This is a genomic window from Streptomyces sp. NPDC002623 (assembly GCF_053592635.1).
The window spans coordinates 25,874-46,134 of sequence record NZ_JBSFWB010000054.1; the positions used below are offsets into that span (position 1 = coordinate 25,874).

Sequence of the window (20,261 nt, forward strand, 5' to 3'; positions counted from 1 at the left end):
CTGTGGCTGAGTTTGAAGGCGAGACGGGATCAGGTGACCAGCGCCAACACGGAAGCCAAGGACGTGGAAGCCACCAACCTCCTGTACCGCGATCCGGCACTCTACGACGTGGTCCAGTCCGACAGCACAAGCGCCGGAATGTGCCAGACCCTGATCGAGCTGCACCGGCCGGACGCCCAGACCCTGATCGACTTCGGATGCGGTACCGGCCGGGACCTGGAGATCCTGGCCGAGCGCTACAAGTGCATCGGCGTGGACCTCCAGCCCGGCATGGTCGACTACGCCCACCACGCCCGGCCGGGGCTGGACATCCGCACCGGGGACATGCGCACCGTACGACTGGGCAAGCGCATGGACGTGGTGACCTGTATGGGCAACAGCCTCGCCTACGTGCACGACAACAAGGCGATCGGCGAGGTCTTCGCCACCTTCGCGGCGCATGCCCGGACGGGAGCGCTGCTCGTGCTGTGTTCCCCGGTCGCCCCGATCACCCGGACCGAGCCGACCACAGCCACGGTGGACACCCCGAAGGGGACCGCCACGGTCACCATCTGCCACACGTGGGACCTGCGGACCCAGATCAACACCATGCATCGGCATTGGGCGCTCCCCTCAGGCGACGAGGCGCGAGACTGGATCCGCAGACGCGTCCTGTTCCCCCGCGAGTTGGAACGCTACGCGGAGGGCGCCGGCTTCGAGGTTCTGGACATGCTCGACGGCACAGGGACAAGGCTTACCGGCCCAACCGCTTACACGGTGGCGCGATACACGTGGCGATAACCGACGGGCGGAGAAACGGCACGAGCACCAGCCACCCGAATCCACCGAGCCGAATTCCTCGGCATGCCACCCCGCGATCCTGGACACTCAACTAGCCGAGCCGACTCTAATTACCCCTCTCAAACCAATGAAGTGCAGGCCACTCGGGCATCCAATCCGTGGCACAGCACCCCGTGAAGACCTTCACAAGCCAGTTGACAAGAGTGTCATCGGTCTCATACCAGTCTCCCCAGCTTCTCCGAAAAGCGGAGACAGTCCACTTCCCTCCCCCGCGATCCTCCAGGAATAGCTTGTCCCCTTCGATGGTGTGTGCCCAATGGAGCATTCCTCCGGCCGTCGGTAGAACATGTCGAGGGATGAAAGAAAGGTCATCGCGCACAAATTCACTCATCCACGCGTTTTTCGCAGCCATGAACTTGGGGCCGAAGACGAACATGAAATCAGAGATCACCACGTCTCCGTAGACCGAGCAAACCTCCATCACTTCTCGGGGAAGTTCGATCCCGAGGGAACTCTCCACGGTCCCCAAATCGCCAACTGGATCCCGATGAGGCACTCCTAGGATCTTGACCAGCTCATCGACGGACAACGCATCCCTCCCGCTAAGCATGCACACCTACGCCGAACCGATGCCAAGCTCTGTAGCCGCTAGACACATTTCAACTCTCTTGCAGAAGATCACCTCCCGAAGTACACAATGTACGGCTAGCAGCCTGGAGCAGGTGGCCGACTATTGCCCCGCCAGGTCAGCCGGGCGAGTACCTCGGACTTCAGGATGGCAAATCCGCTATGTAGGCTACAAGGTCGTAGAAGGTATGGAAAAATCTACTGTCTCCCGAACCGGTCCACCAGTAGCGTTTCGCGAATGCATCACTGGCGTGAAGCATCAGGGCGCCCGCAGACCCCTGGCGGTTGACGAAGACCGGGAAGACATATGTCTCTTCCGACAGCCCGACATCATCCAGTAGGTCGGCCTCCAGGATGATATCGCGGAACATCGAAGCCAGTCCGTTCAGCTCCGGATCCTCCCAGTCACAACACCCCAAGAGCGGCATCGTGAATTGGAATCCGCCCAATCCGTCCGTCAGAGACAGGAACTTTCGATAATCCGGATCCAGCGGCTGGCCAGCCAGAGTTTCAAGAGCCTCGATCTGCACGGAAGTCGCCGGGGGCCTGAGGCCGGGCATGCACTCCGGATCCAGGGGCGAAGTAGCGAGGTAGTCGCGCGTCCTAGCGCGCATCAGCTCGCCGATAAGCATCCACATTTCCATACTACTTCTCCACGGATCACGCCTGCATAGCAGAAACCGGCCTACCTGTGTCAGTTGCCGAACATGCCTGCAAAGGGATCCGACTCCCCGGTCCACGGGTCAAGGCCGAAAGCACGGAGTCGCTGCTCCTCGTCGCGGTACAGAAAGCGCGACGACGCGTTACCCCCGCACAGGGTCAGCCTCGGCCCAGCGCATCACGAAGATCGCCGCAGACCTCGTTGCCCTGCTCCAACTCGAGTACGACCGCACCATTTGAGCGACCACACAACGTCATCGTCTGTTACTTAAAAGGGCTTACTGTCCCCGTGCGCGGCGACACTCCGCGGAATTGACGTACGAAGGATTCCTGTCACCCCACAACATCGTCCCCTCCATCATCTCGACGCCCGGTTGCGCAGTCAGTACGCGGACCAGGAACTCCGCAATCCCGAAGTCGTATTGGGTCCAGGTGTCGTCGCCGTGGCTGAAGACCAGCACAGGCCACTTGTCCGGTTCGCCGCGGGTGAGCCAGCAGAAGAGGTCAGCGCTGCTCGCGGCTCCCCAGGTCACCAATTCCTCGGGTTCGGCGTCGATTTCAGTGGGTTCCGTGTCCGTCCAGGTGTCACGGGTATCCGCTGTGATGAAACCCATGCCGCCGCGCGGCGCTCCGGGTTCGTCGCAGGTTGCCGGTGTCACGGTGGAGGGCCCAATGACCTGGAGATAGTCCTCAAGGATCAAATCGCCGTAGTGAGCAATGATGTTCTTGTAGTCGGAGGGAAACTCCAACCCCCAGGCTTGCTCGACCGCTGCCCAGTCCACGGCCAGGCCGCCGCCCGACCGTGGAGGCAACAGTTCCTTCAATACCTCGAAGCTATTTCGCGCTGCCATGACTACTGTTCTCCTACCTGCACTTACCGAACGGACACGGTCGACGGTGTAGCTCGCAGGCAGCCCGTGCCCATTCCCCCGGAAGCATCCCAGGAATCAATGGATTCTTTCACCTTTCACACCCGCGCTACTCACGAAAACCGGCCTTCCGTCAGTCGTCACGCCAACTGAGGTACTCATGCGGCTCATCATCCGCAAAGTGCTGACTGAAGGCTGGAGAGAATCACAGAGAATGGACCAAAAGAAATCGACCATACCCCCGTCGAAAATTGACCAACGTTTCTCCCCATAAGGCGATTGCCGCCTAAAAACAACGACTTTCCACTTTTCTGGAGCGCCCTCAATCAACCAGAACACGACGTCACTGTTTGCCGTATCGCCGAATGGCAGAAGCCTTGGCTCGACGCCAGCCGGAAGATGAGGGGCCAACTCTTCACGGCAGTCCGAGGGGAGTGCTGGGTCCACGCGGTCCAACAGGTCTCCAAGTGGAGACCCCTCAACAGGCGGTGTACTGACGGACAGGTATTCGTCGATCTCACCCCCTCCGTAGAGTTCAACGAACGCCTTGTAGTCCGGTGGGAATTGCCAGCCCGTAGTGCGAGCGACCATCTCCCAGTCGACCAGGTCTCCGCCTGATGGTGAGGGCGGAAGCACGTGTCGGATTCGATCGACCATGGAGTGCGCCATCCCTGGGTCCCCTCACTAATGCCAAGGCATAACATTCAGCTGAGTCCGCGAACACATGCCAATCGATCGTGTCACCGTCAGATTGCGGCAACGTAGGCAACCCTCACGGACGAGGGGCCGCGCCGCGAACTCAGGTCCTCATCCCCCCGAACCCGGCACCCCTGTCTCGACCGGATCGCCGGGCTGCCATTCCGCCGAAGTCCACTCCGGAGTGGGGGACGGACGAGGCGGCGCGGGCGGAGGATTCGAGCCACGGTTGGGATTCTGGGCAACAGAACCCGACCCGCCCGACCCTGTTCGGGTCGTACCTGAACCGCTCGACCTACCTGAGCCGCTGCCCACATCCGCCGACGAATCCCTCGTGGCCCGCGAAGCCGAGGTCTTCGACGGCGATGGCGTGCCCGACGCGGTCACCGAGCGACTCGGAGAAGGGCTCGGTGACGCAACACCGCTCGACGAACTCACCGACGCGGACACCGAGCTCACCGGAGAACTCTCAACGCCCGAAGGCTCGCCGGCACCAGCGCCCCCGCCAGCCGAACATCCCACCACGCACAGAACGGCCACTACTACAGCAGCCCTCAGGACGGCCGCCCCACGAGGGCAGGCTCTGACCATCTCGAGTCTCTCTTCGTCCACTTGTTTATTCCACTCATCAAGGAAAGGTATTCGCCTTCAGTCAGGTCAGTCAATTTCTTCCCGGGGCAAATAGGAGTGCGGGTCAAGGACATACCCAAGCAGGTCGAGGAAAGTCCCGAAGAAAGAACTACTACCCTCTCCGACCCACCAAAAGCGCTCTGGAAGAACATCGGGACAATCAAGCATGAAGATCGCCCGGGTCCTGTCCGCATCGACCGACACTGGGAACAAATCGATGTCCGCCGGAAGGCCAACGTCCTCGGCGGTACCGTCCTCTCTCACGCCGTCCAGAAAAGCCACCCCATCGACAGCTCGCCCCCCCCTCTCCCCAGTCATGAAAACCGAAGAGCGGCATGTCCAACCTGAAGCCATCCATCCCATCCGTCAGCAACAGAAAGGCACGATAGTTCGACTCCAGCACCTGCCCCGCCCGACCCTCAAGTATCAAGAGGTCATCGGTGGTCGCCGGGGGGGGTGGACCTGCGGAATTTGATGCATCGCCTGGGACGCTTCGGAACGGTATTCGTTCATACTCTTCTGCAGCAACCGACCGACTAGCTCGCGAAACACTGCGGCAGATCGTCCGCCATCCCGTTGAGGTTCGACCGAGAGCGGCTCGTCCATTACATTCCGCGGGGCGGTCCGTACCGCCTCTCCGGACGCTCGGTGGGAGTCATGGGCAGGTCCTGCAATGCCACTGGACCGGGGTAGAAGGCAGAGCCGCCTGGCCCAGTAACCTCTTCACCGACAAGCCAGCGCCAAAGCCACTCGGCGAATCCGATCGAATATTCGAAGAACTCACCCTCGCCATCTTCAACGAAGAGCGATCCCTTCCCTTGCGCTCCCCGAGGTGCATGGAAAATAGTCTCCCCTCGGTCGGTGGATGCGATCGGAATCAGCCCATTCGGGGTACCGAATTCCAATTCAGGGATACCGAGCGAGATTCTGGGGTCACCCTCGGGTTCCCCGTCGCCCCATTCGACCTGCGACCAAGCCTCCGCCGTACTACGAATCCACTCGCCCAAGTTCCAACGCCCAGTCGCCGGATGCTTCAAAGATAGATGACCATTGACGAGAACAGGCGCATATCCGTCGATGATCTCCTTATATTCCCCTGGTAGGCTTGTGCCGAGTTCGCCCTCAATCTCGCCCCACGCCACTGGGTTCCGGTACCGCCCCGGCGGCTCACCGAGCATGTCCAGCACTCGCTCCAGGTAACTATCCCTCATCCCATTCACCTCTTCGGGCAATCTGCACTACCTCGGGTGGTTCCTCCTGCAGGTGATTGCGTGATAACACAATGCTTCATTTTGCCGCTCTCCAAGGCTCCGTAGTTGTATTCAATTTCAGCGGGGATCCCGCTGCCACTGTTTCCATAATGCGGAATCACGGAGATAGCGAGATGCTTGCCCGACTTGATGGAATTTCTGATCTCCTTCTCCACGCCATGGTTGAGATACGGACTGTTCGTCTTCTCATACTCCGCAACCAGGTTCCTCAGGTCGATTCCGGAACGACCTCGACGGCAGTTCCGGGCTCGGGTGTCCGGGCGGTGCTGGGCAGGCGTGTGACGCCCTCGGCCTGCTCGGCCGGGAGTTCGCCCCGCCCGGTGAGCGCCCCGTCGCGCCCGCCCTTCGCGGAGGCGTCCGTGGCCTGCGCGGACGCGGTGTGACCGCGCCCCGCGGCGGAACCCCAGCGCTGGTCGGGGGCTTCCCCGGAGCCGCCGCCCGCGGACTGCCCCACAGCGAAGGCGACTTGGTCGGTCCCGGCCAGCACGGCCAGGACGAAGACAACAGCAAGAACCAGCGAGCGTGCCGGACGCACGGAATCCCCCCACCCAAAAGATCACGAGTGGGCAAGTTCTAAAAGATCTCCAAACAAAAGCACAAGATATTCACACGGTTCCTACAGGCGAAGTGAACATGATCACACGGCAATTCGCCGCATAGCACCCTCACTTCGCCACCCGATCGCCGTCACCCCAGCTCCACCACCCGAGCCCACCCCGGCGGCGCATCCGGCACGTAGTCGGGGTCGTCCTCGTCGTAGGAATCCGAGGGCCGGGGGAACAGGCCCACCACCGTGCGGCACGGGGGGCGGGTGGCCGGCCAGGGGGTTTGGCCGTCGGTCAGGATCACGACCACGTCCGGTCGGGGCGACAGCCGCAGCGCCTTGGCGAAGCCGGTGCGCAGATCCGTGCCGCCACCGCCCACCAGCGGAATCCCCTCCGCGCGGCACAGCGGATGCGCGATCCGGGCCGACGCGTCGCACGGCACCACGCTGACCAGGTCACGTCGGCCGCCCACGGCCCGGGAGATCGCGGCGACCTCCAGCAGCGCGCTGCCCAGTTCGGCGTCGCTGACCGATCCAGAGGTGTCGACGACCACGCAGACCCGGGGCGGTCTGCGTCGCAGGCTCGGCAGGACCGCGCCCGGGACGCTCGCCGAACGGCGGGCGGGCCGGCCGTAGCTGTAGTCCTCGCCCGCGCCCGGCCCGGAGGTCGCCGAGCGGACCGCCGCGCCCAGCAGCTCCCGCCACGGCTGCGGCGGATGGAACGCCTCCTCCGCCCACCGCCGCCACTGCCTGGAGGCCCTGCCCGGCCGCCCGTTGATGCCCTGCGCCACCCGGAACCGGACCGCGTCCCGCTCCTGCTCGCTGAGCCCGTGAGCGCCCTCGGGCCCCAGCTCCCAGTCCCGTTCCAGCCCGTCGGCGCCGCTGCCGCAGTCCAGCCAGGAGAGCCCGTCGGTGAACTGCCCGAGCCGGAACCGGCTCAGGTACTCCTCCATGAGCTCGCCGTCGGGCAGCCCCAGCGTCTCGGGCACGACGACGCCCTCGGGTCGGGCCAGTCCCTCGCCGTAGGCGTCGTCGTTGATCTCCAGATCCGCGGCGATGTTCATACGCAGCCGCTCCCCCGGCCCGGTCAGCCCGCGCTCCCTCGCCACCCGGTCACTGCGCCCGTGGTGGTCGCGCAGCAGATGCGACACCTCGTGCACCCACACCCCGGCCAGCTCCTCCACCGGCGTCCGGTCCACGAACGTCGGTGAGGCGTAGCAGCGCCAGTGCCGGTCCACCGCCATGGTCGGCACCCGCCGTGACTCCACGATGTGCAGGGCGAACAGCGCCGTCGCCAGGTAGGGCCGGGCCCGGGCCGCTTGGAGCCGGGCGGCGAGCAGCTTGTCGAGGTCGAGGTCGAGGGCCAGCGACGTCTTCGCGTCGAGCGAGGTCTGCACCTCATGAGAGCTCATCGGGCGGTCCTCTCCAGGTCTGCGACCCTTGCCGCCGCCCGGTCCGCCCGCCTGGACAGGCCGACCGCCCCGGCGAGGCTCTCGATCGAGTCCGGGACGTCCCAGTCCTCCCGGCGCAGACTGGCGAGGGTGGTCGCGGGCACGACGACCAGGTCCGGGGCCCCGGTCTCGACGGCCTTCACCAGCAGCGCCCATGCCGCGTCCCAACGGGACCGCTCCGGACGGGCGCGGACGGCCGCCACCACCCCGTCGAGCACGGCCTGCCGCAGATCCCCCCGCTCGGGCAGTTCGGCGGCCGCCGGATCGGCGAGCAGCGTCTCGGGGTCCGGGAGGTCCATCCGGTCCAGGCTCGCCAGCAGCTCCAGCCCGGGGCCGTCCCCGACCGTGCCGCGCACCAGCAGGGAGAGCACCTCCCGGGAGGACCCGGCGGCGGTCGCGAACGCGACGAGACTCAACGTCATGTCCCAACTGCGCGGCGACGGCCAGGCCCCGCCCCGGCGCGTCTCGCCGCTGGGCAGCCGGTGCACGAGCGTGGGCCGGGCGGCCAGCAGCCCGCACACCGCGCGGCGGGCGAAGTCCACGGCCTGCGGCAGCCGCTCCGGGTCGAGCCGGGGCAGGGTGGCCCGGGGCCAGGTCCCGCCGAGTCCGCGGACGACGACCTCGTGGTCGTGGGTCCACTGCAGATGCACGAACCGGTTGGCCAGCGGCGGGCTCAGCTCCCAGCCGTCGGCCGCCGAGGACCGCGGGTTGGCGGCGGCCACGATCCGTACGCCGGGCGGCAGTCGCAGCGCACCGATCCGCCGTTCGAGGACCAGCCGCAGCAGCGCGGCCTGCACGGCGGGCGGCGCGGTGGACAGCTCGTCCAGGAACAGCAGCCCCCGGCCGGCCCGCACCAGCCGCACCGCCCAGTCCGGCGGCGCCATCGGCACGCCCTGCTCGGCGGGATCGTCCCCGACGACGGGCAGCCCCGAGAAGTCGGACGGCTCGTGCACGCTGGCGATGACGGTCGTCAACGGCAGGTCGAGAGCGTCGGCGAGCTGGGTGAGCGCGGCGGTCTTGCCGATCCCCGGCTCCCCCCAGAGCAGCACGGGCAGATCGGCGGCCACGGCAAGGGTCAGGGCCTCCAGCTGGACGTCGGGACGCGGTTCGGTGGTGGAGTCGCGGAGCAGGGTCAACAGATCGGCGGCGACGTCGAGTTGGGAGAGTTCGGAGAGTTCGGGCAGGGGTGCAACAGGGGTACGTGTGGGCATGCGTGATCACCTTCGGGGTTGGCGAGAAGAACGAGGGGGTCAGAAGAACAAGTGAGTGAAGTCAGCGGCCGAGGGTGTGGCGCGGGTGTGAACGGTGGCCGCGGGGGCGGTCGGCGGACGGCCGCAGTCCCACCCGACGCGGTCCGGGCGTGGCCAGCCCGGCGCGGAACAGCCCATAGGTGATCCGCCGTCGCGCGGCCGACTCCAGTTCGTCCCGCAGAGCGCCGTCGCGCAGCACCGCGTCGGCTCCGAGCAGTCCCTCGACGACGGCCAGCGCACCGGTGATGTCCCCGTGGACGAGACGTTCCCGGACCCCGGTCAGACAGTCGGGCCGGCGATGGGCTTCGTCGATGGCCCGGAGACAGGGCAAGGGCGTACCGGTCAGTGCGACCAGCAGTTCCTCGCGCCGGATCTCGCCGGGTTCGTGGTCGAGCGGGACGAGGACCCCGCCCACCAGCCCGATGCGGTGCGTGTCCCCCCGGCACTCGACGAGGCGCGGCCGCCCGGCGTGGTCGTCGGCCCGGAGCGACCCGGCCGCCGCCGGCTCGTGCCCCGGGGCCAGCGCCGAGGCGACGAGCGGATGCAGCCGGTCGACGTCGATGGCGCCGGCCCGGATCAGCTCCAGATCGGGCGGCGCCCAGGTGGCCGCGTCGGGCAGCACGGGCAGCACGGAGCCGTCGCCGCGCGGGGGCGGCTCGGTGATCCGGAACGTGGACGCCCCGACGTCGTCGAGGACGAGCCGCTGCCGCTTCCCGAGCCGTACGAGAACGGATGTGGACCGGGTCGTCGCATCGGCCCGCAGCAGGATCTCGGCCTCGTCGGCCCACCGGTCGACGGCGCGGCCATGCCCGTCCGGCGCGGTGCCGGCCCGCTCGCGCAGCTCGTCCGTCCGGCGGGCGTCCCACAGGTGACGGTGCAGATCGAGCCGAAACCGCCGGCTGGGTTTCGGGTGGGGATGCGGATGGCCGTCGTGGGCGCCGTCCCACACCGCGAGGCTGATCCGCTGCCCGGCATCGGCCCAGGCCGGCGGGGTCCGCACGACCAGATGCACCGGCCACTTGGTGTCGTCCCGCCCGGGACGGTCGTACTGGCCGGGACGGTCGTACCGGCCGGGACGGTCGTACCGGCCGGGACGGTCGTACCGGCCGGGACGGTCGTACCGGGCCAGGGCGACGGTCAGCCCCGGTCTCAGCAACCCGTCGGGAGCGACCCTCGGCAGATGCCAGCGCAGCAGGTCGGGAGCCAGGTGCCGCAGGTCGGCTCTGATCCGGGAGGCGATGTCACGTCCGTGCGCGGCCGCCACGGCACGCAGGTCGAGATCGACGTCGAGGTGGGCGGCGGCGCACGCCCCCGCCCAGTCCCCGGCATGCCGGCGGGCGGTCGCCGTCTCGATCATGGAGGCCGGCACGGCGAACTCGCGCACGCGCGGCCAGAAGGAAAAGCGGGTGTCGTCCCTGTTCGCGTTCTGAGTGAGCATCAGCACTCACCTTGCGCGGACGGGACCCCCGATCTGTGAAGAGAGTGAGTCGTCATCGCGGGGAGCATAACGCGGCGCGAGCCGACCGGCCCAGCTGTTTTCCCGGCACAGGAGGTGGCCTGAAGAACACTCGTCCTTCTCAGTTCGTCCCGGCGCCTGCCATCATCAGGCTGCGTGGAGGGGGAGGACGCATGGGTGAGGCCGAGGCCGTGCCATGGAAAGCCGACCGCACCTGGCCGGCGGGCTCGTACCTGAGCCAGCTCTCCCGGGAGTCGCGTCAGGCGCTCGTCGACGCGGGCGCCCAGGTGTCGTACGGCCCTGACGAACTGCTGTTCCGGGAAGGGGACCCGGCGTCCTACCTGTTGGTGATCCGGTCGGGCCTGGCGAAGGTGACCGCCTCCTCGGAGTCGGGTCAGGAGACGCTGCTCGCCATCCGCTGTCCGGGGGACGTCATCGGAGAGCTCTCGGCGTTGGAGAAGACCCCCCTGCGGTCGGCCACGGTCGCGCCGGCCGGTCATGTGACCGCCTGGCGGGTGTCCCACCGGGTCTTCTTCCGGCTCGCCGAGGACCACCCCGATCTCGGGGCCGCGCTGTTCCGGGTGGTGACGGCGAAGCTGCGCTCGGCGACCGTCGCGCGGGTCGAGGTGCACACCTACAGCGTGCGGGTGCGGCTGGCCCGCGTCCTGCTGTCGCTGGCCGATTCGCTGGGCTCCCGGCAGGAGGACGGCATGGTGCTCGACGTGGCCCTGAGCCAGGCCGAGTTGGCCGCACTGGTGTCCGCCTCGCCGGTCTCCGTGGCCAGGGCGCTGAGGGAGTTCCGCAAGGCGGGCATGCTGGAGAGCGGCTACCGCCAGCTGAAGCTGAGGGACCGGGCCGCGCTGACCGAGGTGGCGCACGGGTCCTGACCGATGCGGCCCCTACGGGAGATGACGGGTCGACGTCGACGCCGTGACACGGCGGGCGTGGAGGCCCCTACGCCGTCCGCATGACACCGGGGCACCTCAAACGCAGGCAAAACTGCGGGCTACCACCCCCGCAGCCTGCCTGCGCGGTCACCGGACGAGGGCTCGGCAAAGAGACTCCACCCGATCCGACCAGCCTAGACGCAAGGCCTGCGGCGGAACTATGTCGGATGACATGGTTCGCGGGTCTTGTCGTCTCTTTGCTTTCGGCCCTGCGCGGGTGGCTCCGCCGGGCTTCGGAACGTAGCGTGGGCAGTCGCCCGACGATGTATCAGGCGCGCCTCCTACCAAGGCGCCAGGCGTCGGTCACCCAGCAGGGCTCGGCAACCAGGCTCACAGGAGATCCCGTGACAGCACAACTGTGGACGTCGTTGATCAGAGCGTCGGTAGCGGACGCTGCCATTCCCCCGCCCCGCTCCCCCAGCTCCCCCAGCTCCCTCAGCTCCCTCAGCTCCTCCAGCTCCCTCGGCACCTCCGTTCGGAGCTAGTGGCATGAAGCGCACCGGACACCCGGATTCCGACCGCCCGACCTCCGACCGAGGGAGCCGGACGTCCGTCGTACCCGAGTGTTCGGTGCGGCCGGATCGACTACGAACCGAGCACTTCCGGCAGCTCGGGGCACTCGGCCTGGCGAACGACGACTTCGTCGTGGCCGGCAGCGCGCCCATGTTCATCCACGGGCTGCGCGACCATGTCACCGATCTCGACATCGTCACGCGGAAAGCCGGCTGGGACCACGCCGTGTCCCGGGCCCGGGGGCAGTCGCTCCCCGGCCCCGAGCACGCCCCCCACGGGGACGCCCTGTCCCTGTATTTCTTCGGCACCCGGATCGAGGTTCTGAACGCCTGGTTCCCGTCCGTGATGGGAGAGGTCGACGACCTCATCCGGACCGCGAAGGTCGTCGGCGACATCAGATTCCTGACGCTGGAGAACACCCTGAAGTGGAAGCGTCATCTGGACCGCCCGAAGGATCGCCAGGACGTCCATAGGCTCGAAGAGGCGTGCCTCCCCCGGCTCCTCGCCGGGCGGGAGCAGGGGACGGGACGCAAGGACGCGGACCGGATGACCCTACGGGGAGGTTCGGCTGTCGACCGCCCGCCGGCCGGTCAGGTGCGGGAGACGACGCCGCATCCCTGGTCGCGGTCGGCGCTGAGCTCCTGGCTGCGGTCGTAGGGGTCCGTCGTCGGCCCGGTCGGGGACGCGCCCGTGGGCTCCGCGTCGACCGTCGTCGAGAACCGGGGATGCAGAAAGCCGTCGTAGACGTCGCAGGCGGAGTTGCCGATGTCCTGCTCGTAGTTCGTGACGGTGATCTTCCCCGGGGTGACGATGTACTTGGCCGGATCGGAGAGTTCCACGTCGAGCACCCGACGGACGATGGTGCGGACCACCTCGGTCGAGCCGTTCTCGGCGCGCGCCACCGGGTAGACGAAGGTGTAGTCGGCGTGCACGGCGACGGAGGCGTGTTCCCCCGCCTTGAACGTCATCCGGCCCCGGGTCTTGACCACGTCGCCGACCAGCCGCAGGTCGGCGGGGTCGAAGCGGCTGAACATCGCCAACGGGTCGTGTTTCTCGTCGGGCTTGCTCAGTGAGGTGTTCAACTGGCTGACGAGGTCCGTCTGCCGGGGTTCGATCACCGCCAACGCGGTCTCGGGACGGCCGCCGCGCAGGGTGACCGGGTCCAGGTTCGCGTCGACCAGGAGCTTCTTGGTCAGTTCCAGCGCCTTCGCCACCTCGGCCGCGGACAGCGATCCGACGGGCGTCGCCTCGGGCGGCACGATCGCGGCCGCGCCGTCGGCCCACTGCAACGCCGGGGAGCCGCGGAACGGCTGGTCGATCGTGGGCGCCTCGGGGTCCACCGCGTCGGGTGCGCCGGTCGGCGCCGCGGTCTCGGCGGGCAGCGGCGACGCGGAGGCGGCCGCGTCCGACGAGCCGGCGCCGAACGGATCCCCGGGCAGCAGCGAGGGCCGCATCGCCACCACGGCCAGAGCGATCACGACGGGCAGACCGAGGAACACCCACAACCGCCGACGCCTGCGAGCGGCCCTGTCGGCCGTCTCGTGCAAGGCGGGCCCGGTACGCCACCCCTCGGGCGACTCCCCCCGCGCCTCCTGCTCCCGCAACCGCGCGGTCACCATCCGAGCCCTCGCGGACGGCTCCTTCGGTGCGGAGGCGGGTATCGCCCGCTCGCTGTCCTGGACGAACTTCGCCCACTCCTCGTCGGATATGGGACCGGGCTCATCGGACGGTCTGTCAGACACGCGCCTTCGGCCTTTCTGCGAGTCGGCTGCCGGGCGACACAGCCTATGTCAGCCCTGAACGGACATGACAAGGGCTTTCCCGTCGCTGCCGGAGTGACCTGCGCGCGTGCGGGCGCCGGGGTCGCCGACGCCCGCACACCGAAGAGCCGTCCCTACCGCAACACCACCCCCGTCGCCTCCACCACTTCCTCCGGCGGCACCGCCACCACCCCCAGTTCCGCGCCGGAGGCGAGGAGTCGGTGGGTCGCAAGGATGCGGACCGTGTAGCCGTAGGGGCCTGTGCGGTCGAGGGAGAGGGGGCCCTCGTAGGACCAGCGGCCCTCCAGGTCGGGGCCGCCCGCCGGTTTGAGGGGGACCGTCGTCGCGTCCGTGATGTGGTCCTCCTCGTCGACCCGGCCGGAGACCGCCTGGACCTCGACGTCGTCGGGGGCCAGGTCGCCGAGGCCCACGCGGACGCGCAGGGCGAGGGTGGTGCCGAGTTCGGCGGTGGTCGTCGCGACCGAGGTCTCGACGTGGTCGACCGTCACCGCGTGCCAGGCCGCGCGTACCCGGTGCTTCCAGGCGGCGAGATCGCGGGCGACGTCGGGGGTCATGGTGCGGTGGGCGTGGGCCGCCGGGGTGTAGAGGCGTTCCACGTACTCGCGGACCATGCGGCCCGCCAGCACCTTCGGGCCGAGGAGGGTGAGGGTCTGACGGACCATCTCGATCCAGCGGTCGGGCAGGCCGGACCGGCCGCGCTCGTAGAAACGGGGGGTGATGCGCTGTTCCAGGAGGTCGTAGAGGGCCGCCGCCTCGATGTCGTCACGGTGGTCGGGGTCGGTGCCGACGCCGTCGGCGGTGGGGATCGCCCAGCCGAAGTCGGGCTGGAACCATTCGTCCCACCAGCCGTCCAGGACGGAGAGGTTGAGACAGCCGTTGAGCGCCGCCTTCATCCCGGAGGTACCGCAGGCCTCCAGGGGACGCAGGGGGTTGTTCAGCCAGATGTCGCAGCCGGGGTACAGCTTCTGGGCCATCGCCATGCCGTAGTCGGGGAGGAAGACGATGCGATGGCGTACGCGCGGGTCGTCGGCGAACCTGACCAGCTCCTGGACCAGGCGTTTGCCGCCGTCGTCCGCCGGGTGCGCCTTGCCCGCCACCACGATCTGGATGGGGTGCTCCGGGTGGAGGAGCAACTCCGTCAGCCGGTCGCGGTCGCGCAGCATCAGCGTCAGCCGTTTGTAGGACGGGACCCGGCGGGCGAAACCGATGGTGAGGACGTCCGGGTCCAGGGCGCCGTCGATCCAGCCCAGCTCCGCGGTGCCCGCGCCCCGTTGCCGCCAGGACGCGCGCAGCCGCCGCCGTACCTCCACCACCAGTTGCTCGCGCAGATCGCGGCGCAGCTCCCAGATGTCCTGGTCGGGGATGTCCGTGACGGCGTCCCAGCGGTCGGAGCCGCCGACGCTCAGGGCGTCCTCGGCGCGTTCGGCGCCGACCTGCCGGGCGCCCAGGCGCAGCACCTCCGGGGCCACCCAGGAGGGGGCGTGCACCCCGTTGGTGACGGAGGTGATCGGCACCTCCTCGGGGTCGAAGCCGGGCCACAGGCCGGAGAACATCTCCCTGCTCACACGGCCGTGCAGCAGGGACACGCCGTTCGCGCGCTGGGCCAGGCGCAGGCCCATCACGGCCATGTTGAACAGGTTCGGCTCGCCGCCCGGGTACGTCTCCATGCCGAGCCGCAGGATGCGGTCGACGTCCATGCGCGGCAGTTCGGCGTCAGGGCCGAAGTGCCGGGCGACGAGCCCGCGGTCGAAGCGGTCGATGCCGGCCGGTACGGGGGTGTGGGTGGTGAAGACCGTCCCGGCGCGGACGGCTTCCAGCGCCGGGTCGAAGTCCAGGCCGGCATCGGCGAGTTCGGCGATGCGCTCCAGGCCGAGGAAGCCCGCGTGGCCCTCGTTGGTGTGGAAGACCTCGGGCGGGGCGTGGCCGGTGAGGCGGCAGTACGTCCGCACCGCCCGGACACCTCCTATGCCCAGGAGCATCTCCTGGAGGAGGCGATGCTCGCTGCCGCCGCCGTAGAGCCGGTCGGTCACTCCGCGTTCGCCGAGGTCGTTCTCCTCGACGTCCGAGTCGAGCATGAGGAGCGGGACGCGGCCGACCTGGGCCAGCCAGATCCGGGCGTGCAGCGACTTCCCGCCGGGCAGGGCGAGGGAGACCCGCGCGGGGGCTCCGTCGTCCTCCCTCAGGAGGGTGACCGGCAGCTCGTTGGGGTCGAGGACGGGGTAGTGCTCCTGCTGCCAGCCGTCCCGGGAGAGCGACTGGCGGAAGTAGCCGTGCCGGTAGAGCAGGCCCACGCCGATCAGCGGCACGCCCAGGTCGCTGGCCGCCTTGAGGTGGTCGCCGGCGAGGATGCCGAGGCCGCCGGAGTACTGGGGCAGCGCGGCCGTGATGCCGAACTCGGGCGAGAAGTAGGCGACGGCGGCGGGCAGCCCGGCGGTGGGGGGCTGTGCCTGGTACCAGCGGTCGCCGGTCACGTAGTCGTGGAGGTCGTCGGCGGCGGCGGTCAGCCGGCGCAGGAAACGGCGGTCCTCGGCGAGTTCGGCGAGCCGTGCGGGGCGCACGTTGCCGAGGAGTCTCACCGGGTCGCGCTCGGCGGTGGCCCAGCGTTCGGGATCGACGGACTGGAAGAGGTCGCGGGTTTCCGCGTGCCAGGACCAGCGCAGGTTGCGGGCCAGGTCGCTGAGTGGCCGGAGGGGGTCGGGGAGGAGGGGTCGGACGGTGAATCGACGGATCGCCTTCACATTCCACCTCGGCGTGCGTGAGGAAGAGACGCACGGCGGTGTGCGTCACGTCTTTCGTAGAAGGTACCGGCGTCGGCGTCGGCGTCGCTGGGGGCTGGCCGCCCCCGGACCCGCGCTTTTCGGCCTGAACCGCCTCCCCCTCGATCGCCGGACGGGCTGAAGCGGCCTGCCGCGGCGTTTTCCGGGCACGGTCGGGTGCGCCGCCGGAAGGCCTAAAAAATACCCTTTCACCCTCGCAGGCCACCTTGTGGCAGTTCGCCCCGCACGAGAGGCTGTAGCCGAGTCGAGGAGGGGAACTCGAGCCATGGCACGGACGCGAGCACGGCGTCTGCGCCGGGCGGGGGGCCTGACCGCGGTCGTCGCGACCGTGGTGCTGTCGGCCGTCACCCTGCCCGCGCACGCCGCACCGGAGGGGAAGTCACTCGCCGCACGGGACGGGCTGATACGCGGCGCCGGTCTGCCCGGCACCGTCGGCGGAAGCTATCTCGTGACGCTGAAGGGGGACATGAAGGCGTCGTCGGAGGCCGGACGACGGCTCGTCAGAGAGTACGGGGCCACCATCAGCCACACCTACGGCACGGTGCTCAACGGGTTCGCCGTCGAGGCCGACGAGAGACAGGCGCGGCGGCTGGCGGCCGACCCGGAGGTGGCCTCGGTCGTCCAGGACACGCGGGTGACGCTGGACGTCGTCGGGAGGAACCCGCCGTCCTGGGGGCTGGACCGCGTCGACCAGCCGAGCCGGCCGTTGGACGGCAGCTACAGCTGGCCGAAGTCGGCGGGCGCCGGGGTCACGGTGTACGTGATCGACACCGGCGTCCGGATCACCCATGCCGACTTCGGCGGCCGGGCCAGGTACGGCTGGGACTTCGTCGGCGGTGACCGGGTCGCCTCCGACGGCAACGGACACGGCACGCACGTCGCCGGCACCGTCGCGGGCGCGAGCCTCGGCGTGGCCAAGAAGGCCCAGGTGGTCGCGGTGCGGGTGCTCGACGACTCCGGTGCGGGCACGACCGCGCAGGCCATCGCGGGCATCGACTGGGTCACCCGGCACGCGCACAAGCCCGCGGTCGCCAACCTCAGTCTGGGCGGCGGCTACAACGCGGCGCTGGACGCCGCCGTCCGCACCTCCATCCGGTCCGGCGTCACCTACACCGTCGCCGCGGGCAACCTGGGGCAGCCGGCCGCCCTGCACTCCCCCGCCGATGTGCGGGAGGCCATCACGGTCGGGGCCACCGACCGCAAGGACGCCAGGGCGGGCTTCTCCAACTACGGTTCCGCCGTCGATCTGTTCGCGCCGGGCGTGTCGATCACCTCCGCGTCGTACGCGAGCGACACCGGCCGGGTGGCGTACTCCGGTACGTCGATGGCGGCGCCGCACGCGGCGGGCGCGGCCGCGTTACACCTCGCCGACCATCCGAGGGCCACGCCCGCACAGGTCGCGCGGGCGTTGGTCGCGGGGGCCGCGAACGGCAAGGTCTCCGGCCGGGGGCTCGGTTCGCCGAACAAACTCCTGCAGGTCCCACCCTTCCGGTGACGGAGCGCCAGAACCGGCCCCGTTCCCCGCGAACGGGGCCGGTCTTGTGCGTAGACATACGCGCGAGTAGTTAACAAAGTGCCGGATTGCTCACCCGAATAGGGTGGAAGGCTCCTCCGGTACTCCCTCGCAGGACCCCCTCCCCACCACATCCATCCGCCTACCCCCCGTTGATGCGGACAGGAGCGGTCATGCCAGCCAGGCACCACCCGTCAACACCCCCGACGACCCGCCCCGAGCACGCCCGGAACGCCGAGCACACCGAGAACACCGAGCACGTCGAGCACGTCGAGCACGTCGAGCACGGCAGGCGCATCGAGCACGCCGAGCGTGCCGAGCACGCCGAGAAGATCACCCCGACCCCCGATCCGCCGGCCGCCCCGGAGCGATCCTCCGCGGGCGGCGGCAGCTCCGCCGTCGGACGCATACCCGTCCTCGACGTCCGCCCACTGGTCCAGCAGGGGCGCCGGCCCGCCAAGGCGGTCGTCGGCGAGACGTTCGAGGTCTCGGCGACCGTGTTCCGGGAGGGGCACGACGCCGTCGCCGCCAACGTCGTCCTGCGAGATCCGCACGGCAGGCCCGGTCCGTGGACGCCGATGCGCGAACTCGCCCCCGGCACCGACCGCTGGGGCGCGGACGTCACCCCGGACGCAACGGGCCGCTGGACGTACACCGTGGAGGCGTGGAGCGATCCGGTCTCCACCTGGCGGCGCCACGCTCGCATCAAGATCCCCGCGGGGATGGACACGGAGCTGGTCCTCGAGGAGGGCGCGAGTCTCCACGAGCGGGCGGCCGCGGCGGTGCCGAAGGGGCCCGACCGGGTCGTGCTGCGGGCCGCGGTCGACGCCCTGCGCGACGAGACCCGGCCGCCCGTCTCCCGGCTGGCCGCGGCGCTGACGCCGGAGGTCGACGCCGTTCTCGGCCGACGCCCGCTGCGGGAACTGGTCTCCGCCGCCGAGCCGCTGCCGCTGCTGGTCGAGCGGGAACGGGCCCTGTACGGGGCCTGGTACGAGTTCTTCCCGCGCTCCGAGGGCACCCCCGAGCGCCCGCACGGCACCTTCCGCACCGCCGCGCGCAGACTGCCCGCGATCGCCGCGATGGGCTTCGACGTCGTCTATCTGCCGCCGATCCACCCCATCGGCACGACGTTCCGCAAGGGCCGCAACAACACCCTCGACCCCGGTCCCGACGACGTCGGCGTGCCGTGGGCGATCGGCTCGCCGGAGGGCGGGCACGACGCCGTCCACCCGGAGCTGGGCACGATCGAGGACTTCGCCTGGTTCGTGGAGCGGGCGGGCGAGCTCGGCCTGGAGATCGCCCTGGACTTCGCCCTGCAGTGCTCCCCGGACCACCCCTGGGTGCAGAAACACCCCCAGTGGTTCCACCACCGGCCCGACGGGACCATCGCCTACGCCGAGAACCCGCCGAAGAAGTACCAGGACATCTACCCGATCGCCTTCGACGCCGACCTGGACGGCCTCGTCGCCGAGACCCTGCGCGTGCTGCGGCACTGGATGTCGTACGGGGTGCGGATCTTCCGCGTCGACAACCCGCACACCAAGCCGGTCGTGTTCTGGGAGCGGGTCATCGGGGAGATCAACGCCGCCGACCCGGACGTCGTCTTCCTGGCCGAGGCGTTCACCCGGCCCGCGATGATGCACACGCTCGGCCAGATCGGCTTCCAGCAGTCCTACACGTACTTCACCTGGCGCAACACCAAGCAGGAGCTGACGGAGTACCTCACGGAGCTGTCGGGGGACGCCGCCTCCTACATGCGGCCCAACCTCTTCGCCAACACCCCGGACATCCTGCACGAGTACCTCCAGCACGGCGGGCCGGCCGCCTTCGCGATCCGCGCCGTGCTCGCGGCCACCCTCTCCCCTGCCTGGGGCGTCTACAGCGGCTACGAACTGTGCGAGAACGCTCCGCTCAAGCCGGGGAGCGAGGAGTACCTCGACTCGGAGAAGTACCAGCTCAAGCCGCGCGACTGGGCGGCGGCCGAACGTGAGGGCCGCAGCCTCGCGCCCCTGATCACGAAGCTCAACGCGATCCGGCGGGCCGCTCCCGCCCTGCGGCAACTGCGCGACCTGCACTTCCATCCCACCGACAACGAAGCGGTGATCGCCTACTCCAAGAGGAGTTCGAGGACGAGCGGTTCGAACACGGTTGTGGTGGTCGTCAACCTCGACCCCCACCACACCCAGGAGGCCACGGTCTCGTTGAACATGCCACAACTCGGCCTGGACTGGCACGAGTCGGTACCGGTGCGCGACGAGCTCACCGGCGAGACCTACCACTGGGGCAGGGCCAACTACGTGCGCCTGGAACCGGGCACCCGGCCCGCGCACGTACTCACCGTCCTGCGACCGTCCCACCCGCAGATCGGAGGGTCACCCACACCATGAGCGTCAACGAACCTGTTCCGGACACCTTCGAGGACACTCCCGCCAAGGACCGCGACCCCGAGTGGTTCAAACGCGCCGTGTTCTACGAAGTCCTCGTCCGCTCCTTCCA

The 20,261-nt window shown here is 68.9% G+C and carries 16 protein-coding genes; 5 read left to right on the forward strand and 11 right to left on the reverse strand.

Annotated features, from left to right (window positions below; translation table 11 throughout):
• The first annotated feature begins 33 nt into the window (after nucleotides 1-33).
• Nucleotides 34-780, forward strand: a complete 747-nt coding sequence (locus tag ACWD4O_RS44975; RefSeq protein WP_451288866.1) for a class I SAM-dependent methyltransferase — start codon at nucleotides 34-36, stop codon at nucleotides 778-780.
• A 106-nt stretch (nucleotides 781-886) separates the two neighbouring features.
• On the opposite strand, the gene ACWD4O_RS44980 is transcribed toward ACWD4O_RS44975, so the two are convergent.
• The 9 genes from ACWD4O_RS44980 to ACWD4O_RS45020 form a co-directional block, all read right to left on the reverse strand.
• Nucleotides 887-1,369, reverse strand: a complete 483-nt coding sequence (locus ACWD4O_RS44980; RefSeq protein ID WP_451288867.1) for a hypothetical protein — start codon at nucleotides 1,367-1,369, stop codon at nucleotides 887-889.
• A 181-nt stretch (nucleotides 1,370-1,550) separates the two neighbouring features.
• Nucleotides 1,551-2,051 (reverse strand): SMI1/KNR4 family protein, encoded by a 501-nt coding sequence (locus ACWD4O_RS44985; protein ID WP_451288868.1) that lies wholly within the window; start codon nucleotides 2,049-2,051, stop codon nucleotides 1,551-1,553.
• 294 nt (nucleotides 2,052-2,345) lie between these two features.
• Nucleotides 2,346-2,918 carry an SMI1/KNR4 family protein gene (locus tag ACWD4O_RS44990; RefSeq protein WP_451288869.1) on the reverse strand — a complete coding sequence of 191 codons (573 nt, stop codon included), beginning with the start codon at nucleotides 2,916-2,918 and terminating at the stop codon, nucleotides 2,346-2,348.
• A 96-nt stretch (nucleotides 2,919-3,014) separates the two neighbouring features.
• Nucleotides 3,015-3,593 (reverse strand): SMI1/KNR4 family protein, encoded by a 579-nt coding sequence (locus ACWD4O_RS44995; protein WP_451288871.1) that lies wholly within the window; start codon nucleotides 3,591-3,593, stop codon nucleotides 3,015-3,017.
• A gap of 1,274 nt (nucleotides 3,594-4,867) precedes the next feature.
• The gene (locus tag ACWD4O_RS45000) at nucleotides 4,868-5,473 is read right to left on the reverse strand and encodes an SMI1/KNR4 family protein (protein ID WP_451288882.1); all 606 of its coding nucleotides are present in this window, start codon (nucleotides 5,471-5,473) and stop codon (nucleotides 4,868-4,870) included.
• 268 nt (nucleotides 5,474-5,741) lie between these two features.
• Nucleotides 5,742-6,068 (reverse strand): hypothetical protein, encoded by a 327-nt coding sequence (locus ACWD4O_RS45005; RefSeq protein ID WP_451288872.1) that lies wholly within the window; start codon nucleotides 6,066-6,068, stop codon nucleotides 5,742-5,744.
• A 152-nt stretch (nucleotides 6,069-6,220) separates the two neighbouring features.
• A complete protein-coding gene (locus ACWD4O_RS45010; RefSeq protein WP_451288873.1) occupies nucleotides 6,221-7,489 on the reverse strand; it encodes a vWA domain-containing protein in 1,269 nt (422 codons plus the stop codon).
• Complete coding sequence (locus ACWD4O_RS45015) at nucleotides 7,486-8,739, reverse strand: AAA family ATPase (RefSeq protein ID WP_451288874.1); 1,254 nt, start codon at nucleotides 8,737-8,739, stop codon at nucleotides 7,486-7,488. The genes ACWD4O_RS45010 and ACWD4O_RS45015 overlap by 4 nt, the downstream gene beginning before the upstream one ends.
• Nucleotides 8,740-8,800: 61 nt before the next feature.
• Complete coding sequence (locus ACWD4O_RS45020; protein ID WP_451288875.1) at nucleotides 8,801-10,216, reverse strand: hypothetical protein; 1,416 nt, start codon at nucleotides 10,214-10,216, stop codon at nucleotides 8,801-8,803.
• 191 nt (nucleotides 10,217-10,407) lie between these two features.
• On the opposite strand from ACWD4O_RS45020, the gene ACWD4O_RS45025 reads away from it, so the two are divergent.
• Both ACWD4O_RS45025 and ACWD4O_RS45030 read left to right on the forward strand, forming a co-directional pair.
• Entirely contained in the window at nucleotides 10,408-11,121 is a 714-nt protein-coding gene (locus ACWD4O_RS45025) for a Crp/Fnr family transcriptional regulator (protein WP_451288876.1), read from the forward strand.
• A gap of 549 nt (nucleotides 11,122-11,670) precedes the next feature.
• Nucleotides 11,671-12,351: a hypothetical protein gene (locus ACWD4O_RS45030; RefSeq protein ID WP_451288877.1), complete on the forward strand. Its 681-nt coding sequence runs from the start codon at nucleotides 11,671-11,673 to the stop codon at nucleotides 12,349-12,351.
• Here ACWD4O_RS45030 and ACWD4O_RS45035 read toward each other — a convergent pair.
• Both ACWD4O_RS45035 and ACWD4O_RS45040 read right to left on the reverse strand, forming a co-directional pair.
• Nucleotides 12,285-13,436, reverse strand: a complete 1,152-nt coding sequence (locus ACWD4O_RS45035) for a hypothetical protein (RefSeq protein WP_451288878.1) — start codon at nucleotides 13,434-13,436, stop codon at nucleotides 12,285-12,287. The genes ACWD4O_RS45030 and ACWD4O_RS45035 overlap by 67 nt on opposite strands.
• Nucleotides 13,437-13,588: 152 nt before the next feature.
• Entirely contained in the window at nucleotides 13,589-16,213 is a 2,625-nt protein-coding gene (locus ACWD4O_RS45040) for a glycosyltransferase family 1 protein (protein ID WP_451288879.1), read from the reverse strand.
• A 304-nt stretch (nucleotides 16,214-16,517) separates the two neighbouring features.
• Between ACWD4O_RS45040 and ACWD4O_RS45045 the strand changes: the two genes are divergently transcribed.
• Nucleotides 16,518-17,747 carry a S8 family peptidase gene (locus ACWD4O_RS45045; RefSeq protein ID WP_451288880.1) on the forward strand — a complete coding sequence of 410 codons (1,230 nt, stop codon included), beginning with the start codon at nucleotides 16,518-16,520 and terminating at the stop codon, nucleotides 17,745-17,747.
• A 191-nt stretch (nucleotides 17,748-17,938) separates the two neighbouring features.
• Complete coding sequence (locus tag ACWD4O_RS45050) at nucleotides 17,939-20,152, forward strand: alpha-1,4-glucan--maltose-1-phosphate maltosyltransferase (protein WP_451288881.1); 2,214 nt, start codon at nucleotides 17,939-17,941, stop codon at nucleotides 20,150-20,152.
• The last annotated feature ends 109 nt before the right edge of the window (nucleotides 20,153-20,261 follow it).

Excerpts from the sequence above, each read along its gene's own strand:
- ACWD4O_RS45000 (WP_451288882.1), bottom strand. The coding sequence starts at position 5,473 with ATGAGGGATAGTTACCTGGAGCGAGTGCTGGACATGCTCGGTGAGCCG.
- ACWD4O_RS45030 (WP_451288877.1), top strand. The coding sequence starts at position 11,671 with ATGAAGCGCACCGGACACCCGGATTCCGACCGCCCGACCTCCGACCGA.
- ACWD4O_RS45015 (WP_451288874.1), bottom strand. The coding sequence starts at position 8,739 with ATGCCCACACGTACCCCTGTTGCACCCCTGCCCGAACTCTCCGAACTC.
- ACWD4O_RS44990 (WP_451288869.1), bottom strand. The coding sequence starts at position 2,918 with ATGGCAGCGCGAAATAGCTTCGAGGTATTGAAGGAACTGTTGCCTCCA.
- ACWD4O_RS45020 (WP_451288875.1), bottom strand. The coding sequence starts at position 10,216 with ATGCTCACTCAGAACGCGAACAGGGACGACACCCGCTTTTCCTTCTGG.
- ACWD4O_RS45025 (WP_451288876.1), top strand. The coding sequence starts at position 10,408 with ATGGGTGAGGCCGAGGCCGTGCCATGGAAAGCCGACCGCACCTGGCCG.
- ACWD4O_RS45010 (WP_451288873.1), bottom strand. The coding sequence starts at position 7,489 with ATGAGCTCTCATGAGGTGCAGACCTCGCTCGACGCGAAGACGTCGCTG.
- ACWD4O_RS44995 (WP_451288871.1), bottom strand. The coding sequence starts at position 3,593 with ATGGTCGATCGAATCCGACACGTGCTTCCGCCCTCACCATCAGGCGGA.
- ACWD4O_RS45050 (WP_451288881.1), top strand. The coding sequence starts at position 17,939 with ATGCCAGCCAGGCACCACCCGTCAACACCCCCGACGACCCGCCCCGAG.
- ACWD4O_RS44985 (WP_451288868.1), bottom strand. The coding sequence starts at position 2,051 with ATGGAAATGTGGATGCTTATCGGCGAGCTGATGCGCGCTAGGACGCGC.
- ACWD4O_RS45045 (WP_451288880.1), top strand. The coding sequence starts at position 16,518 with ATGGCACGGACGCGAGCACGGCGTCTGCGCCGGGCGGGGGGCCTGACC.